At 33.3% G+C, this 18,195-nt stretch carries 21 protein-coding genes, 1 tRNA gene and 2 pseudogenes; 22 read left to right on the forward strand and 2 right to left on the reverse strand.

Annotated elements, in window-relative coordinates; translation table 11 throughout:
- Positions 1-3 precede the first annotated feature (3 nt).
- The 6 genes from QVO42_RS09570 to QVO42_RS09595 are packed head-to-tail and all read left to right on the forward strand — an operon-like array spanning position 4 to position 3,600.
- Entirely contained in the window at positions 4-849 is an 846-nt protein-coding gene (locus QVO42_RS09570; RefSeq protein ID WP_022425889.1) for a patatin-like phospholipase family protein, read from the forward strand.
- 56 nt (positions 850-905) lie between these two features.
- The gene (locus QVO42_RS09575; protein WP_022425890.1) at positions 906-1,607 is read left to right on the forward strand and encodes a gamma-glutamyl-gamma-aminobutyrate hydrolase family protein; all 702 of its coding nucleotides are present in this window, start codon (positions 906-908) and stop codon (positions 1,605-1,607) included.
- On the forward strand, positions 1,595-2,263 hold the full coding sequence (locus QVO42_RS09580; RefSeq protein WP_022425891.1) for a M48 family metallopeptidase: 669 nt from the start codon (positions 1,595-1,597) through the stop codon (positions 2,261-2,263). Before QVO42_RS09575 ends, QVO42_RS09580 begins: the two co-directional genes overlap by 13 nt.
- Complete coding sequence (locus QVO42_RS09585) at positions 2,260-2,988, forward strand: TrmH family RNA methyltransferase (protein ID WP_022425892.1); 729 nt, start codon at positions 2,260-2,262, stop codon at positions 2,986-2,988. Before QVO42_RS09580 ends, QVO42_RS09585 begins: the two co-directional genes overlap by 4 nt.
- Positions 2,985-3,254 carry an acylphosphatase gene (locus QVO42_RS09590; protein WP_022425893.1) on the forward strand — a complete coding sequence of 90 codons (270 nt, stop codon included), beginning with the start codon at positions 2,985-2,987 and terminating at the stop codon, positions 3,252-3,254. The genes QVO42_RS09585 and QVO42_RS09590 overlap by 4 nt, the downstream gene beginning before the upstream one ends.
- Complete coding sequence (locus tag QVO42_RS09595) at positions 3,241-3,600, forward strand: diacylglycerol kinase family protein (RefSeq protein WP_022425894.1); 360 nt, start codon at positions 3,241-3,243, stop codon at positions 3,598-3,600. Before QVO42_RS09590 ends, QVO42_RS09595 begins: the two co-directional genes overlap by 14 nt.
- 9 nt (positions 3,601-3,609) lie before the next feature.
- Here QVO42_RS09595 and QVO42_RS09600 read toward each other — a convergent pair whose 3' ends face one another.
- Together QVO42_RS09600 and QVO42_RS10545 are read right to left on the reverse strand one after the other, a co-directional pair.
- A complete protein-coding gene (locus QVO42_RS09600; protein WP_022425895.1) occupies positions 3,610-4,773 on the reverse strand; it encodes an aminotransferase class I/II-fold pyridoxal phosphate-dependent enzyme in 1,164 nt (387 codons plus the stop codon).
- A 514-nt stretch (positions 4,774-5,287) separates the two neighbouring features.
- A pseudogene (locus tag QVO42_RS10545) lies at positions 5,288-6,563 on the reverse strand (transposase).
- Between the two features lie 257 nt (positions 6,564-6,820).
- Here QVO42_RS10545 and QVO42_RS09615 point away from each other — a divergent pair.
- The 16 genes and pseudogenes from QVO42_RS09615 to QVO42_RS09690 form a co-directional block, all read left to right on the forward strand.
- Positions 6,821-7,093: pseudogene (locus QVO42_RS09615) on the forward strand (type III pantothenate kinase); the annotation flags it as partial.
- A gap of 82 nt (positions 7,094-7,175) precedes the next feature.
- Positions 7,176-7,250 (forward strand) — tRNA-Gly (locus QVO42_RS09620).
- Positions 7,251-7,372: 122 nt separating this feature from the next.
- Complete coding sequence (locus QVO42_RS09625; RefSeq protein ID WP_022425899.1) at positions 7,373-7,807, forward strand: LytTR family DNA-binding domain-containing protein; 435 nt, start codon at positions 7,373-7,375, stop codon at positions 7,805-7,807.
- A 12-nt stretch (positions 7,808-7,819) separates the two neighbouring features.
- A complete protein-coding gene (locus tag QVO42_RS09630; protein ID WP_022425900.1) occupies positions 7,820-8,233 on the forward strand; it encodes a DUF3021 family protein in 414 nt (137 codons plus the stop codon).
- A gap of 4 nt (positions 8,234-8,237) precedes the next feature.
- A complete protein-coding gene (locus QVO42_RS09635) occupies positions 8,238-9,149 on the forward strand; it encodes an ABC transporter ATP-binding protein (RefSeq protein WP_288164335.1) in 912 nt (303 codons plus the stop codon).
- A complete protein-coding gene (locus tag QVO42_RS09640; protein WP_022425902.1) occupies positions 9,146-10,033 on the forward strand; it encodes an ABC transporter permease in 888 nt (295 codons plus the stop codon). The genes QVO42_RS09635 and QVO42_RS09640 overlap by 4 nt, the downstream gene beginning before the upstream one ends.
- Positions 10,034-10,093: 60 nt before the next feature.
- The gene (locus tag QVO42_RS09645; protein ID WP_238634566.1) at positions 10,094-10,720 is read left to right on the forward strand and encodes a YdcF family protein; all 627 of its coding nucleotides are present in this window, start codon (positions 10,094-10,096) and stop codon (positions 10,718-10,720) included.
- 36 nt (positions 10,721-10,756) lie between these two features.
- Entirely contained in the window at positions 10,757-11,098 is a 342-nt protein-coding gene (locus QVO42_RS09650; RefSeq protein WP_022425904.1) for a DUF3784 domain-containing protein, read from the forward strand.
- A 35-nt stretch (positions 11,099-11,133) separates the two neighbouring features.
- On the forward strand, positions 11,134-11,523 hold the full coding sequence (locus QVO42_RS09655) for a SmpB protein (protein ID WP_022425905.1): 390 nt from the start codon (positions 11,134-11,136) through the stop codon (positions 11,521-11,523).
- Between the two features lie 10 nt (positions 11,524-11,533).
- Positions 11,534-12,352: a DUF4846 domain-containing protein gene (locus tag QVO42_RS09660; RefSeq protein WP_022425906.1), complete on the forward strand. Its 819-nt coding sequence runs from the start codon at positions 11,534-11,536 to the stop codon at positions 12,350-12,352.
- Positions 12,349-12,876: an HD domain-containing protein gene (locus QVO42_RS09665; protein WP_022425907.1), complete on the forward strand. Its 528-nt coding sequence runs from the start codon at positions 12,349-12,351 to the stop codon at positions 12,874-12,876. Before QVO42_RS09660 ends, QVO42_RS09665 begins: the two co-directional genes overlap by 4 nt.
- Entirely contained in the window at positions 12,876-13,679 is an 804-nt protein-coding gene (locus QVO42_RS09670) for a GNAT family N-acetyltransferase (protein WP_022425908.1), read from the forward strand. The genes QVO42_RS09665 and QVO42_RS09670 overlap by 1 nt, the downstream gene beginning before the upstream one ends.
- A gap of 8 nt (positions 13,680-13,687) precedes the next feature.
- Positions 13,688-14,125, forward strand: coding sequence for a GNAT family N-acetyltransferase (locus tag QVO42_RS09675; RefSeq protein ID WP_022425909.1), 438 nt, complete (start codon positions 13,688-13,690; stop codon positions 14,123-14,125).
- A 169-nt stretch (positions 14,126-14,294) separates the two neighbouring features.
- The gene (bilR, locus tag QVO42_RS09680) at positions 14,295-16,217 is read left to right on the forward strand and encodes a bilirubin reductase, long form (RefSeq protein ID WP_022425910.1); all 1,923 of its coding nucleotides are present in this window, start codon (positions 14,295-14,297) and stop codon (positions 16,215-16,217) included.
- A 65-nt stretch (positions 16,218-16,282) separates the two neighbouring features.
- A complete protein-coding gene (locus QVO42_RS09685; protein WP_022425911.1) occupies positions 16,283-17,725 on the forward strand; it encodes a Y-family DNA polymerase in 1,443 nt (480 codons plus the stop codon).
- Positions 17,722-18,126, forward strand: coding sequence for a YolD-like family protein (locus QVO42_RS09690; protein ID WP_022425912.1), 405 nt, complete (start codon positions 17,722-17,724; stop codon positions 18,124-18,126). Before QVO42_RS09685 ends, QVO42_RS09690 begins: the two co-directional genes overlap by 4 nt.
- The last annotated feature ends 69 nt before the right edge of the window (positions 18,127-18,195 follow it).

The raw sequence follows: 18,195 nt of genomic DNA on the forward strand, positions 1-18,195 counted from the left end.
TATATGAGTGGAATTGTTTTAGAAGGTGGTACATTTAGACCAATCTTTTCATGTGGTATTATGGATTGTTTGAATGATCATGATATTATGTTTGATTATTGTATAGGTGTAAGTGCAGGAATCACTGATGGTGTTTCTTATGTATCAAAACAGCCTAGAAGAAATCTTGAGATACTAAAAACGTATCGTCATGATCCTCGTTATATTGGTCTTAGAAACTATAAGACGGATCATTCTTTATTTGGTTTAAAGTTTGCCTATGAAACAATGTTTAATGAACTTAATCCTTTTGATTATGATACATTTTATAAGTCTCATACAAAAGTACTTGTAGGTGTTACAAATGCGAATACAGGAAAAGCAGAATATATAGATGGTCATAAAATAGATCGTCATTGTACAGTGTTAAAGGCAACATGTGCTATTCCTATCGTATTTCCTGCAATCAAGATAGGTGAGAATGAATATTTTGATGGTGGTATTGCAGATTCTATTCCTGTAAAGAAAGCAATAGAAGATGGTAATAAGAAGCTTTTGATTATTCTTACTAGACCAAAGGGTTATAAGAAGACACTCAATTTTTCAACTCGATTTGCAGCACAGGTCGTGTCTCGTAAATACCCACTTCTTAAAGATGCCCTGCTTTCACGTCATATCAAATATAATGAAACATTAGACTATATTGACAAGCTAGAAAAAGAAGGCAAGGCACTTGTATTAAGACCAACAGAAGAAGTCATTATTGATTCTATGGAAAAAGATCTAGATAAGATTCAAAGAATCTATGATTATGGTTATGTACTTGCTTTAGAACATCTAGAAGAAATAAAGACAATATGTCATGAATAGAGTCTCTTGAAAGAGGCTCTTTTACTATTTATAATAGTTTCTGGAGGTTGATTTATATGAAACCTATTATCGGAATATTACCTTTATTTGATGAGAAAAAAGATAGTTATTGGATGCTTCCAGGATATTTGAAAGGTATTATGAATGCAGGAGGTATTCCAGTGATGTTACCTTTTATTGAAAATATAGAAGATATTAAACAATTATCAGAAAACTTTGATGGTTTTCTTTTCACTGGCGGACCAGATATAGATCCTGCCTATTATCATGAAGAAAAGAAGGAAAACTGTGGAGATTTAACACCTTATAGAGACACATTAGAAAGTCAGTTATTTAAAGAAGTATATGCTTTAAATAAACCGATATTAGGAATATGTAGAGGACATCAGTTGCTTAATGTATTATGTGGTGGAACATTGTATCAGGACTTACCATCAGAATATAAAAGTACTATAACTCACAGAATGGAACCACCTTATGATAACAAACAGCATACGGTAACACTTGTAGAAGATACACCGTTAAAGAGTTTATTGAATAAAACAATTCTATCAGTTAATAGTTGTCATCATCAGGCAGTGAAAGACTTAGGAAGTGATTTACAACCTATGGCTATAAGTGAAGATGGTTTAGTCGAAGCATGTTATGTACCTAATAAGAAATTTGTATGGGGTGTACAATGGCATCCTGAATTTATGTATACAGAGAAAGAAAGTCAGAAAATATTTGAAGAGTTTATAAGAAAATGCAAAAAGTAAAATGGAATATTGAATTAAAAGGACATATATACCCCTGTATTGTTTCATTTAAGAAGATGAAAACAATCAGAGTAAAGATCAGAGATAATTATTTAGAAGTCAGTGCACCTCTTGGTACGAGTGAGAAGTATATTCGTGATTTAATATATGAAAATGAAGAGGATTTATATGCACGATTATCTTCTTATGTTCCTTATTTTGATCTAAGAGATGATGGGTATGTCTATATCTTTGGTAAGAAATACAAAATTGTTCTCAGAGATATTAAGAAGAAACAATGTGCAATTCATGGAGATAGTATTTATGTATATACTTCTTATATAGAAAATGCGTTAGGTATATATCTTTCTCAGATACTCTATGAATATTTAAAAACGAGAACGGCAGAATATCTTCTTTTATTTAATCGACCTATGCCTCGTATACAAATTAAACAATATAAGGGAAGATGGGGCAGTTGTTATGATCAATTAAACCTTGTGACATTTAATTTCTCTTTAGTCTATTTAGATAAAGAGTTGATTGATTATGTCATTGTGCATGAGTTGTGTCATTTTATTGAACCAAATCATTCTCCTCGATTCTATGCAGAAGTCAAAAAGAGAATGCCTGATTATAAGAAACGTATGAAAATATTGGAGGAAAAGCATGTATGATTCAATCAGTGAATAATAAAACAATTAAAGACCTTGTAAAATTAAAGAACAAGAAAACAAGAGATGAAAAAGGACTTTTTCTAGTGGATGGATTCCACATGGTAGAAGAAGCAAAAAAAGCAGGACTATGTGATTTAGTTATTAGTACAGATGAATCATTAGAAGGACAGGATAAAGTGCTTGTTGTGTCTGATTCTGTTATGGAAAAGCTCTCTTATACTAAAACACCACAGCCTATTATGGCTGTATGTCATAAGAAGGATAATATTTTAAAACATTATGATCGTGTCTTGATTTTAGATGGTGTACAGGATCCAGGAAACTTAGGAACTATCCTTCGTTCAGCACTTGCTTTTGGCTTTAAACAGATTGTCATGAGTCCTGATTGTGTAGACTTATACAATGATAAGGCATTGCGCTCTACTCAGGGGGCTGTTTTTCATTTAGATATTGTCCGTGATGATTTGCGTCATGTTATTCCAGAACTACAGAAGTTAGGGGTACGTGTCATTGCGACAAGTTTACATAATGCGTCTTCTATTGATGATATTAAATCAACAGATAAGATGGCATTTGTTATGGGGAATGAAGGGAATGGTGTGAGAGATGAAACAATTGCGATGTCTGATGCCTCTCTTTATATTCCTATTGATACAATGGAATCACTTAATGTCGGTGTAGCGGCAGGTATTGTGATGTATACTTTTAAGGAGGTTTCACTATGATTAGACAGCATATCTATTTTTCAGGAAGAGTACAAGCTGTTGGATTTCGTTTTAGAGCACAGATGAATGCGACTCAGTTAGGGCTTACTGGCTGGGTTAGAAATCTTTTTGATGGACGTGTAGAAGCAGAAGTCCAGGGCACACCTGAACAAATCAATCGTTTCATCTACAAGATGAAAAATGAACAATGGATAGACATCACTGATATGGAAGTGAAAGATATTCCGGTAGAAAAAGGGGAGAGAAGATTTGATGTTACATACTAGACAATCTCTTTTAAAATCTTTTCAGCATGCCTTTGAAGGCATTATCCATACAATTAAGAAGGAACGTAATATCAAAATACATCTTTCTTTTATGTGTGCCGTTATATTATGTGGTTTCTATTTTCATATTACGAAGATTGAATGGATGATCTGTCTTATTCTATTTGCACTTGTTTTATCATTAGAACTTGTCAATACAGCAATTGAAGCCGTGGTGGACTTAGCCTCACCGGATATTCATCCTCTTGCAAAGCTCTCTAAAGATGCTGCAGCAGGCGCTGTGCTTATTAGTGCAATCATTTCAGCTATTATTGGCTTGATGATTTTTATTCCTTATATTATTTAAAAAAGCGGGCTATTTAAATAGTCCGCTTTTATCCATCATGTCTAATGCATGTTCTATTGTATCATCACTTTGTACAAGAGCCATACGTACATAACCTTCACCTTGAGTGCCAAATGCATTACCTGGTACCACAAGAACACCTGTTTTATCAAATAGTTCCTTTACGAAAGTTTCAGAATCTTTAAACTTATCAGGAATCTTTGCCCATACAAACATAGTACCCTTAGGCATATCGATATCCCAGCCAATAGACTTACAGCCATTGACTAATAAGTCTCTTCTATGTTTATAAGCATTTCTTGTTTTTTCTACACATGATTGATCCTGTGTTAATGCTTTAATCGCACCTTTTTGAACGGGTAAGAACATACCATAATCTAGATTAGATTTTAATGATTTCAGTTTTCCAATGATTTCTTTATTACCAAGTGCAAAACCAATACGTGCACCTGCTAAACCATATGTTTTACTTAATGAGTTGAATTCAATACCCACATCCTTAGCACCTTCAAATTCTAAGAAGCTGTGTCCGGGTCCTTCAAACAATAATTCACTATAGGCATTATCATGAAGAATCATGATGTTGTATTTCTTTGCGAAGACAATGAGTTTCTTATAGAATTCATCATTCGCAACACCACATGTTGGGTTGTTTGGATAAGACACAATCATATACTTTGCATCCTGTGCAGTCTTTTCATTAATCTCATCAAAATCAATTAAATAATCATTTTCCTTTAATAAAGGCATAGTAACAACTTTAGCCCCGGCAAGTAGTGGTCCATCTCTAAAGATTGGATAACATGGATCCTGTACAAGTACAATATCACCTTCATCTACCAAAGTTAAAGCAAGATGTGCTAAGCCATCCTGAGATCCAAGTAATGATGTCATTTCAGTTTCGGGATCAATAGTGACACCGTATCTTCTTTCATACCATTCTTTTACAGTGTTTTGAAGATCAACGGCATCTTTAATCGCATAAAGATAGTTTTCTGGCTTCATTGCCTCATTTGCGATTGTTTCCATGACTTCCTGAGTTGGAGGAATATTAGGTGCTCCAATACTCAAATCAATGACTTCTAGTCCTTGTTTTTTTCTTTCACTACGCATATTTGCGAGTGTAGTGAAGATGCTTTCTCCGAAGAGATCCATTCTTTTTGAAAATTTCATTTTTATATACGCCCTTTCTTCAAATATCATAATACAAATATGAAACAAATGAAAGTTTCAATTTATAAAAAAACTTCTTGAAATGTATGTGTAATTACTATTTCCCTGCTTTCGGCTTGTTCGATAGATTAGATTTCAGAAATGGATATTACGTTTGCCAGAATGGGAAGCAGAGAAATGAATCATAGAATTGATGGTGAATTCATAATGACCTAAAGTGAAAAGTTAAATTCCACTTTAAAAAGAAACGAAAATAATGTGGAATTTAGTCGTTCAGGATTATATTTTCATAAGAATATCGGGTATTAATTCTGATATTCTTTTTGTTTTGGGAATGGAACTTAATCATTCGTACACTAGAAATGAGATTCTAACGTCATAAATCATGGTATTTTAAGGCGCAATAAAGCTATGGAATTTCGTTCATTTTTTCGAGTGTAAGACTAAATTCCACTTTACTTTCATGTGCTATTGTCAGCCTGCCTCTCATGTTTCATACATTCTCCGAATGATTTTAGTTATCTTCTTTTAATAAATATGGTTTTAAAATAATATCATCATTTTCTATTTTCCTGATTCCAAATTCTATGAATCTCTTGTATAAATCTGGATTAAGGAACTCCATCATCTCCAGCGGAGATTTTCCCTTCAGGTACTCCTTTAGCTGGGAATTGATGTGGGATACTATGAGATTAGCCTTCTCCTGTGAATCTAGACCAAGCGCTTGGAGATTTGTCCCTTTAGGGCATATGTAACGTATCTCCTTGTGGTAGTTTTCAAGACTTCCTTTCTGGCGTGATGCCATAGGATCACAGTAAAAGACATGAGTTCGCATGCTGCCATCATTATCTTTTTCCAGTCCTTCTGCATCCGAGAATTCAGAACCTCTATCCGTCTTGACTACTTCTACTTCTTTCAGGAACAGTTCTTTTCCTAATATCGATTCTAGAAGGTCTATACCTTCAACCATAACCTTTGCAGTCTTCTCTTCATGGTATAAAATAAACATGAAAGAGTAAGACAGGAACTTAAAAGTCTGCATGAACGGACCGCTTTGTCCATTGTAGACGGTATCCATCTCGACGATACTAACGTTGTCATTATCGTCAGTATATGAGATGAAATCATCATAGGTGCGGCCTATCAGGAACTTTCTGTCTTCTCTTTTTTTTATATTTGACAGAATCCTTCTTTGATATTCTTCTTGTCTTGACTCTTAGATCAATATCAAGCAGGCCGAACTGTCTAAATACGCCAGATTCTATGTAGTTGTATAATGTCTTTTCAGAAATATTCAATTCAGGATGAGAAGTAATGATCTGATATGGTGATTGACCTTTCTTGATAAGAGGGACAATGATATCAGCTAAAGCCTTAAGCTCGCTATATGTCATATTTATTCCTTCTCTTGAGTTAATGAGGTCAGCCATATATTCCTTATTGGCGATATCTGCAGAATATGTGAACTTATCAAATCTGCAGTGCTGGTATTTAGGACAGCCATTGCAGGCGCCAGGAGATCTGTCTCTTCGCTTACATTTGAAAACTACTAAGTCAGCACAGTTCTTGTATACATGGTGATGCTTGCATCTGTCCTTGTTGGCACAGGCAGGATCAAAACTACAGAAATGTGAATGTTTTCTATGTGCCTTGATTTCTTTGCCTATAGTTGATTTATCCTTTCCAAGAGTTTCAGCGATAGAAGTCTTGGTAGAACCATTTTCTATTCCTCTCTGAATTATTTCTCTTTCTGAAAGAGTAAGATGCAGATTCTTATTTGATTTAGCCATGATAATCAGCCTTTCATGAAATAGAGAAACAGACATCACAGTAATTATATACCTGAAGGAGAAAATTCAACTATTGAAGGTGTAAAAGTAAATTCAACTGTAAGAGTAAAAAACAACTGGAAAGAAGTGAAAGACTAAACGCAACTTTGCCCCGCCTAAAGTGGAATTTAACTTTTCACTTTAGGGGATTTTGAAATCAATAGTTTTTAATGTCAACCGAAATTGATAATGTCTCAAAAATAATCAAACATTAGCATCCAGAAATTGAATTAGTCAAACCACAGCATATTATTGCGAAAAACACAGTCTCTGCAATGCAGGCTGGGGTTGTTTATGGTTATATTGGTAAGACTGAATATATTATCAAGAAGATTAAGGAAGAGTATGGACAGAATCTAAAAGTAGTATCTACTGGTGGTTTAGGCAAGCTTATTGCGAAAGAAACTGAATTAATTGATATTTATGATCAGGAACTTACATTTAAAGGTCTAAAGATCATATATGATAAGAACAAGAAGGATCGTCACTGATCCTTCATTTTTTTACAAAACCTTATTGACACATATATTATTATTTGATATTATAAATGAGCACTCCTCGAGTGTTAGTGAGGCCGCATTCGTATAATGGCTATTATATCTGCTTGCCATGCAGAGGACGCCGGTTCAACTCCGGCATGTGGCTCCATTGAAATCAACTAGGCTAACGCCTAGTTTTTTTTCATCTTACAATACGATTTCTACAACTTAATAGGATAAGATGTTTAAATATAATCTATTATGTTATTATTTTTTTGACGGAGGAAGACTATGAAGACAAAAATTGAATTGATACCAGAAGAAAAAGTTGAAGAAACAATAATCAGATGTCATAAGATGACAGATGAAATACAAAATATAGTCTCTTACATAGAAAATGAGAAGAAAATCATAGGATATAAAAGGGGAACTGCTTATCCTTTAAATATAAATAGTATTTATTATTTTGAAATTGTAGATCAAAATGCATTTGTGTACTGTGAGAAAGAAATATATGAATCTAAAATGAAACTTTATGAATTTGAACAAGAAACAGAAGGTACATCATTCTTTCGTGCTTCTAAGTCACTTATTATTAATGCAGATAAGATTGATTCTATCAAACCTTCCTTATCAGGAAGATTTGAAGTTGTACTAAAAAACAAAGAAAAACTCATAGTATCTAGACAATATGTACGTGTACTTAAACACATGATTGGATTATAAGGAGGATGAAAAATGGATAAAAATGAAATGATACATACAATAACTATTCAATATTTTGTGATTTACACATTATCAATGTTTGCGACAATCTTGTTTTGTCATATAGATCAGCCTCAAATAAAAATGCTTTCTGTATCTTATTTAAGAGAGGTGGCAGTCTTTTCTTTTCTTGCCTGCCTTCCTACAACTATCTATTATTCTAAGTCTCAAAGTGTATTAGTGAAGACTATTCTTCATACAATACTCTTAGAAATCATTCTTTTAATTGCTGGATATCAAATTGGTATGTATGAGGATGTCTTAGGAGGATTACTTTTCTTTTTCACAATACTTGTAGTAGATATTTTAGTCAGATTATTTAATTATTTAAATGATTGCCATCTTGCAAATGAAATCAATAAAGCTCTTAAGAGTAGAAAAGGGTGAACGTATGAACAGTATTGAAATTAAACATCTTACTAAAAGCTTTGGTGATACTAAAGCAGTAGATGACTTAAGCTTTAGTGTAGAAAAGGGGACTTTCTTCTCTTTTTTAGGTATTAATGGTGCTGGTAAGAGTACTACTATTTCTATGATATGTGGTGAACTTACAAGGGATGCAGGAGAAATATACATTGAAGGCAAAGATATTAAAACACATATGGATGAAGTAAGAACTACTATAGGTGTTGTTTATCAAACTTCTGCATTAGATGATGTACTCACAGTTTATGATAACTTAAAGTATCGTGCTGCTTTGTATGGTATTACAGGGAATTCTTTTAAGAAGAAACTAGAAGAACTCTCTTTATTATTAGATTTCAAAGACTTTTTAAAGAAACCTTTAAATAAGCTATCAGGAGGACAAAGAAGACGTATAGATATAGCTCGTGCTCTTATTCATGAACCAGAACTTCTTATCTTAGATGAACCAACAACTGGTTTAGATCCTCAAACAAGAAAAATATTATGGGAAGTTATTGATAATTTAAGAAAAGAAAAACATATGACTGTATTTCTTACGACTCATTATATGGAAGAAGCCGCTGAAGCAGATCAAGTTGTTATTATTGATCATGGCCGTCAAATAGCTTCTGGAACACCACATGAATTAAAACAGAAATATGCTTATGATTATTTAAATATCTATCATGTAAAAGAAGAGGATATTAAGTCTTTAGGACATCCATATACATATAATAAGGATCATTACACAATCCGTGTCAATCATCCGGGTGTTGTGAAAGAAATGATTCTTCAAAAACCGGAATTATTTAATGACTTTGAACTTGTAAAAGGAAGAATGGATGATGTCTTCTTAAATGTAACAGGAAATAAACTCCCAGGAGGTGAACAAGTGTGAAACAACTTTATCATCTCACATTAAGACATACAGTATTATTTTTTAAGGATAAAGGACGCTTCTTAACAGCTTTGATTACACCAATAGTCTTAATTGTCTTATATATGACATTTCTAGGGACTGTTTATCATGATTCGCTAGATAGTATAGTTAAGTATTATTCTGTATCACAAAAGACTATTGATGCTTTTGTGAATGGTTATCTCTTTTCCTCATTACTTGCAGTGAGTTGTGTCACAGTATCATTCTGTTCAAATATGATTATGGTACAAGATAAAGCAGATCATAAAATAAAGGACTTACTCATAGCACCTGTTAGTAAAACAACATTAGCTCTTAGTTATTTTATTTCTACTTTACTTATCACTATGATTATTAATATCACTGCTTTACTTGCATGTTTTATTGTATTAGGTACAAGTCACTTTGTTTTACCAGTAAAAGATATATTATATTGTTTGCTAGATATCTTTTTGCTTACTTTGCTTGGTGCTTCTTTATCATCTATTATTAATTATTTCCTTACAACACAAGGTCAGATTTCAGCTGTTAGTAGTGTAGTGAGTGCAGGATATGGTTTCTTATGTGGCGCTTATATGCCCATATCTCAATTTACACCTGCAGTACGTGCTATAATTAAGTTCTTACCAGGAACCTATGGAACAGCACTTATTCGTAAGCATTTATTAAATAGTTTATTTATTAAACTAAATACAAAGGTTCCTTCTACGATCATGAATGAAATTCATCAAAGTTTTGATACATCATTTACACTTATGGGACATACAGTTACAACGAGTATGATGTATTTGATTATGATTGGAACATGTTTTATTTTACTGTTTGTATACATTTTATTGAATCAATTCAAAAAAGATATGTAAAATTGATGTAATTTGATACATAGGATTGAAAAATATGAGAAATAGTTTAAGATGTTTTTTGTGGAGGAATTATTAAGTATTACCATGAAACTCTTAAAGAAATTAATTATACTTATTGCATTAGTTATTGTTTATGTATTTTCTAATGCAGTAAGTATTTATATATATAGTTTTAAAGATGAAGCAAGAACTGCAGATGTTGCAATTGTCTTAGGTGCATCTACATACAATGGTCATGCTTCACCTGTTTATCAAGAAAGAATTAATCATGCAGTTGTTTTATACAACAAGCATCTAGTTAAGAAAATCATTACAACAGGAGGATATGGAAAAGGAAATCCTGTTAGTGATGCTTATAATGCAAAGCTTTATGCAATCAGTCAAGGTGTACCAGAAGATGACATTCTTACAGAAGACCAGTCAACAGTCACTTTAGAGAATCTCATTAATGCGAAAAAGATTATGGATGTTGAACATTATAAGACTGCATTAATAGTCAGTGATCCATTACATATGAAAAGGGCCATGCTTCAGGCAAAGGATGCAGGTATTACTGCCTATACATCACCAACACAATCTTCTAGATATCGCACAAGAGATACCAAGTTTCAATTCTTAAAACGTGAAGTAACCAATTATATCGGTTATAAATGGTATCGTCTCTTTAAATCCCTTATCAAAGTATGATAGAATAGCATTAAGGGTTGAAGGGAGCTGTTTGTCGTGTTTATGATTAATACAGGATGTATATGCTGTGCAATTCTCGCATTAACATTCTTGTTTTATTATATAATTTGTACATGTCTTAAAGGATTAGGTGTTTATCGTATTAGTGCATTTAAGAATGTACCTCGTGAAGAAAGCCATTATTATGATAAGAAAAGAATCAGCCGTGCTCAAAGAAGTGCATTCAAGAAATGGTTTATCATATTAAGTATGGGTACAATACTATCATATTATATTAGTCAGTACTTTGCTTATATTGCGATTGGACTATGGGCACTTATATTCTTTAAAGATATCTTTGTGAAAAAAGAGAACTTATTTCGTAACTATCGTATCTAATGGCCTTATAGGTCATTATTTTTTTAGGTGACATTATGGAAAAACTATTACTTGTACTTATATGTATTTTAGGTGTTGTCATCATGGTCAAAGGTTTTGTGAGTCGTTTTCAATATCGACTTAAAGCGACCCGTTGTTCTTTACAGACATCAGGAAAAATCATAGATATAAAACAAGAAGAATTAAATTTATACAGGATGACTATTCAATACTATGCAGAAGGGAAGTTTATTGAAAGAAAGCCTTCTATCACATACTTCCAGATGAAATATTTTAAAAACAATAAGAACGTCACAATAGACTATGATCCTACATCTTGTGATACATTTATTATAGAAGAAGACTTATTTCCTATACGTTTTACTAATTGTCTCATATTCAGTGGTTTTGTATTAGTATGCTGTGCTGCTTTATTTATTATCTGAGAGGTTGATTATGAAGAAAATAATATTACTGCTTCTATGTTTACTTTTAACAGCTTGTACACCATCTTCAACTACAAATAAAAACTTTATCAATACTAAAGGTACAACCTTAGAAACACGTATTCCCACACCTAAAGGATATACACGAGAACAAAGTGATTTTGCACTTTTCTTGCAGACTTATCCATTAAAGGAAAATGGTAGTCCTATTCTTTTGTATAACGGTAAAAAGAAGTGGAATCAAAGTGCACAAATTGCGGTATTTAAGTTACCGATAGAAAATGAAAACCTCCAACAATGTGCCGACTCAGTGATGAGAGTCTATGCAGAATACTATTGGAACACCAAACAATACGATAAGATTCAATTTCATTTAAGTGATGGATTCTTATTATCTTATATGAAATGGAGAGAAGGGTATCGTGTCGTCATTAAGAGTGATCATGCATCTTATATAAAGAGTGCTTCCTATGATGATTCTTATGAATGTTTTAAAAAATACTTGCGTATTGTCTTTGCTTATTCAGGAAGTGCAAGCATGGTAAGTGAATCAACACCTATCAAACTAAATGAAATAAGAGTAGGAGATGTTTTCTTAAAAGGTGGTTCACCAGGACATGTCGTGATGATTGTAGATGTTTGTACAAATAGAGAAGGAAAGAAGGCTTTCTTAATTGCACAAGGCTATATGCCTGCTCAGGAATTTCATTTACTAAAGAATTCATCACATGATGACCCCTGGTATTATGAAGATGAAATCAAATACCCCTTCGAAACACCTGATTATACATTTGAGGAAGGCAGTTTAAGAAGATTATGTTATCGATGAATGTATATAGTGGACATAAAGTAGATCCACTTCATATTAAAAAAGAGGATATATATCTAGAAGATATCGCTCATGCATTAAGTCTATTATGTCGTGGAAATGGTCATATTAAATATTTCTACTCAGTGGCTCAGCATTCTCTCAACTGCGCAAAAGAAGCGCAAAGCAGAGGATATAGTAAACATGTTGTTTTATCATGTCTATTTCATGATGCAAGTGAAACTTATATGAGTGATCTCATCACTCCTATAAAAAAACAGATGAAAGAATATCAGGTAATAGAAGACCAGCTTCTAGAAACAATATTTCAAGCTTTTCATATTCAATTAAAGAATGAAGAAAAAAATATCTGGAAAGAGATGGATCACTTACTACTTGAAGCAGAATTAAAGGAGATGATGCCTTTAGAAGAAGATAGACCAACTGTCACACTGATAAGTGTTCCTGATTTAAATGAACACTATTATCGTGAGATAGAAGAAGAATTTAAGGCTTATGCGCTACAATTATTGGAGGATTTATAATGAAGATTTATGTTACATATAAGTTTTTAACTAAAGAAGACAGAGATGCTTTTTATTCAGCAATCAAAGAGAATCATATTCAGGAATTATCTTTATCTGATGAAGGATGTCTCAAATATTTTTATACACCTAAAGATGATACTGTTCTTTATTTGCAAGAAGAATGGACATCTCAAGACTTACAGTTAAAACATTTAACTCAGCCTCATATGGACTTGTTGAAGGAATTAAAGAACCGATATCTGTGTCAAACAACAGTGCGTCATGGCACTGCTTGTTTAGAAACTGAACGTTTAATATTAAGAGAATTTAAAATAGAAGACGCAGATGATATGTATCATCATTGGTCTAATGATGAAAAGGTCACTCGTTATTTGACTTGGCCACCTCATCAAAGTATAGAAGACACAAAACAGTTACTTTCTTCCTGGATTCAGTCTTATGAAAAGGGTGATTCTTATAACTGGGGCATTGTCGTAAAGGATAAGAGTACACTCATTGGAAATATTTCTGTTACAAATATTGATTATAAAACAAATACAGTAGAAATTGGCTATTGTATTGGGCAGGCTTATTGGGGTCATGGATATGTTGCAGAAGCACTTAAAGAAGTCATTTCTTACTTATTTAAGGAAGGTTATGATTTAGTACGTGCAAGACATGATAAAAATAATCCTCATTCAGGTCGAGTGATGCAAAAAGCAGGTATGAAATATGAGGGAATCCTTAGAAAATCTGCAAAAAATAATCAGGGAGTTGTAGATGATGTTGTATACTCAATTCTTCCTGAAGAATTAGAATAGGAGACTATATGGAAGTTAGAGAAATATGTTTGGCGCATGTCAAAGAGATATCGCAATTATTTAATGAAATATTCTCCAGGGAACCATGGAATGATGAATGGAATGAAGAGGACCTATCTATTTATATGCATGATCTAGTAGGTAATCGCTTATCTTTATCTATTGGTTTATATGATGGAGATCAGCTTATTGGAATTGCGTTAGGTCGTATTAAACATTGGTATAATGGCAGAGAATTCTGGATTGATGAATTTGGCATAATGACTAATGAACAGTCTAAAGGACTCGGAACTCAATTTATGGACTTAGTTGTTGATTATACGAAAAAAAGAGGAATAGACCGTATTATGTTGATTACGGAAAGAGAGTTTCCTGCTTATTACTTCTATCAGAAAAATGGATTTGAAGAACAATCATCACAGGTCGTATTCATGAAACAATATTAATGAGTTAAGTACGTATTTTTCTGTACGTACTTTTTTGTCTTAAAAAACATATAATTTATTCTTTTGATGACAAAATGTGACCTATAAATTGCGTATAATAACTATCATTTGTAAAATGAAAGCGCTATAATAGTAGTGGTTAAAAATGTATTGTAAGGAGAGTAATAATATGAAACTATTAGAACCAATTAAAGTAGGTCCAATCACATTGAAAAATCGTATCATGTTCCCACCAATGACAACTGGCTATGAAGAACGTGACGGTTCAATTTCTAAACAGAGCTTCAACTTCTATAAACGTATTGCAGAAGGTGGTGTATCTTATATCGTACTTGGAGACGTCGCACCAGTAAATACTGTTTCTCCAACACCAAAATTATTCAAGGATGAACAGATTCCAGCTTATAAAGAATTAGCTGATGCATTACATGAATTTGATTGTAAATTAGGTATTCAGATTTTCCATCCTGAATATGATGTTCAGGCTTTAGCTGAAATGTTTAAGAAGGGTGATATGCAGGCAGCTCGTGCTAAATTACATCATGATATGCTTCATTTCACTGATGAAGTAACTCCAGAAGCATTAAATACAATTCTTAAACAGATGGGTGAATGCGTAAGACGTGCGTATGAAGCAGGTGTAGATGTAGTAGAAGTTCATGGAGACCGTTTAGTAGGTGCTTTATGTTCTACAGTATTAAATCATCGTACAGATGAATATGGAGGAAGCTTCGAAAATAGAACACGTTTTGCATTACAGGTAGTAGAAAGCATTAAAGAACATGCCCCTCATATCTGTATTGACTATAAACTTCCAATCATCACTGATAACCCATTAAGAGGTAAAGGTGGATTAAAGATTGATGAAGCTGTTGAATTTGCGAAGAAGCTTGAAGAAGCAGGCGTTAATATGATCCATGTTGGACAGGCTAACCATACAGGTAACTTGAATGATACTATTCCAGCAATGGGTACTCAGCCATATTGTTTCATGCAGTCATATACTAAGAGAGTTAAAGATGCTGTAAGTATTCCAGTATCTGCAGTAGGACGTATCGTTACTCCACAAAATGGTGAAGCATTAATTGAGAACGGTGTATGTGATGTTGTTGGTTATGGACGTTCATTGTTAGCTGATCCTGATTATGTTAAAAAGATTGAAAATGGACAGCCATGCAGAATTCGTTTATGTATGATGTGTAATAAGGGATGTACAGACTCTATCCAGAACAGAAAGTTCTTAAGCTGTGTTCTTAACGCAGAAAATGGTTATGAATATGAAAGAACTATTACTCCTGCTGATAATAAGAAGAAGGTTGTTATTGTTGGTGCAGGACCTGCAGGCTTAGAAGCTGCTAGAGTTGCTGCAGTGAAGGGTCATGACGTTATTGTTTATGACAAGGATACTCAAGTAGGTGGACAGTTAAATATTGCTTCTGTACCACCTAGAAAAGAAGAAATGAATCGTGCTATTCATTATCTCGCAAATGAAGTCAAAGTATTGGGCGTTGATTTACGTTTAGGAAAAGCTGTTACTAGCGAAGATATCTTAGCTGATCAGCCTGATGAAGTTATCGTTGCAACTGGTGCTTCTAACTTCATCTTAAATATCCCTGGTAAGGATATGCCTCATGTACAGGATGCTTGGAAAGTACTTTCTAATGAACAGTTCCCAGCAGGAAGAATCGTTGTTATCGGTGGTGGACTTGTAGGTGCTGAAACAGCTGAATACCTTGCACTTAGAGGTAATGATGTAAGTATCGTAGAAATGATGGATACTATTGCGAAAGAAGAATCAACTACAATTCGTCCAGAAATGATGGCTGATTTTGAAAAGCATGGTGTTAAACAGTTCACTAATACTAAGGTAACAGAAATTACTGCAACTACAGTAGAAGCAGAAACTGCAGAAGGTAAAGTATCACTTCCATGTGATTATGTAGTATTTGCAGTAGGTGCTCGTTCTAATGCATTTGACATGACTGCATTAGAAGAAAAGAATATCCATGTTCAGGTTGTTGGTGATGCAAATAAGGTTGCAGACATCAATTCAGCTATTGAATCTGGTTATCTTGCAGCAAACGCTTTATAAGATGCTTAAGACAGGCGACGCCTGTCTTTTTTATGCTATAATACATATCTCAAGGAGGTGATAGTATGGTACATGTTCCCACATATCTTGCAATAGATATCAAATCATTTTATGCATCTGTAGAATGTCTAGAAAGAGGACTCGATCCACTAGACACCAATCTTGTTGTTGCAGATGCCTCACGTACAGAAAAAACAATATGCCTTGCCGTCTCTCCAAGTTTAAAAGCCTATGGTCTTCCTGGACGTGCAAGATTATTTGAAGTCATTTCTAAACTAAAAGAACTCAATCATCAAAGAGAACCACTTGAGGGAAGTTCTTTTCTTGCATCAAATCTTAATAAGAATAAACATAAAGCTATAGATTATATTATCGCAAAACCGCGTATGTCCCTCTATCTTGAATATTCGACACGTATTTACTCAATCTACTTAAAGTATTTCTCTCCTGATGATATTCATGTCTATTCTATTGATGAAGTCTTTATTGATGCCACGCATTATTTAGATACTTATGAGTTAGATGCTTTTCATCTTGTTCAAAATATTATTTATGATATATATAAAGAGGTAGGTATTACTGTGACTGCAGGGATAGGAACGAATCTTTATTTAGCTAAAGTGGCGATGGATATAGTTGCCAAACATAAAGAACCAGATGAAAAAGGAGCACGCATTGCGTATTTAAATACTTATGCCTATAGAAAGCTTTTATGGTCTCATACGCCTTTGAATGACTTCTGGAGAGTAGGTAAGGGTATTTCTACTAAACTGAATAATATCGGTTTATATACAATGGGAGATATCGCAAGATGCTCATTAGAAGATGAAGAAAAACTATACAATCTATTTGGAGTCAATGCAGAACTGCTTATTGATCATGCCTGGGGCTGGGAACCTTGTACCATGTCAGCCATTAAAGCCTATAAAGCACCCTCTAAAAGTATTGGAACAGGGCAGGTATTATCATGTGCTTATGATTATAAGAAAACTGAAATTATTTTAAAAGAAATGATAGAATCCTTAAGCATGGATCTCTTTGAAAAACATCTGGTGACTAATAAGCTTGTCCTTACAATTGGCTATGATATTGAGAATATGAAGGATTATCGTGGAGAAATCATGGAAGATCGTTATGGAAGAAAGCTTCCAAAGCATCTCCATGGAACAATTAATCTAGATAGATATACGTCTTCTTATAAGCTCATGTGCGATGCCTTATTACGTTTCTATCACTCACATATAAATCATGCACTTACAATAAGAAGAATTCAGCTCAATGCAACACAGGTAAGAAGTGATGATGATATTCCTGTAACTTATAAACAGCTTTCTTTATTTGATGAAGAAAAGATAGAAGTGGATTTATCTAAAGAAAAGAAATTGCAGAGTGTCACACTTGATATTAAGAAGAAATATGGTAAGAATGCCTTACTTAAAGGCGCTGATCTTCAGGAAGGGGCCACAACTAGAGATAGAAATAAAATGATAGGAGGGCATAATGCATGAATTATGACGATATAATCAATATGAAACATCCTACTTCAATAAATCATCCAAGAATGTCCATGAATAATAGAGCGGCTCAGTTTGCACCCTTTGCAGCTCTTAAGACACATGTAGATAAAATAAGTGAAGCAGGAAGACTTACGACTCAAAAACGTATATTAGATGAAGATAAAAGACAAGTATTAAATAGAGTACTTAACAATCTACTTATTAATAAAAAAGAACATCCTTCTATCACGATAGATTACTTTCTAAAAGATGAGTATAAAGAGGGTGGGTCTTATGCAACAGTAAGAGGTCAGTTTAAAGATATTGATGAAATCAATAAAAGAGTGATACTACTAGATAAAACAACCATTCTCATCGATGATATTTATCATATAAGTATACTAAAGGATTAAGACTGATTCATTTCGGTCTTTTTAATTGTTTAGCACTCAAATATGTCAACCGAAATTGATAATGTCTCA

This window comes from Catenibacterium sp. CAG:290 (assembly GCF_000437715.1).
Taxonomy (GTDB): domain Bacteria; phylum Bacillota_I; class Bacilli_A; order Erysipelotrichales; family Coprobacillaceae; genus Catenibacterium; species Catenibacterium mitsuoka_A.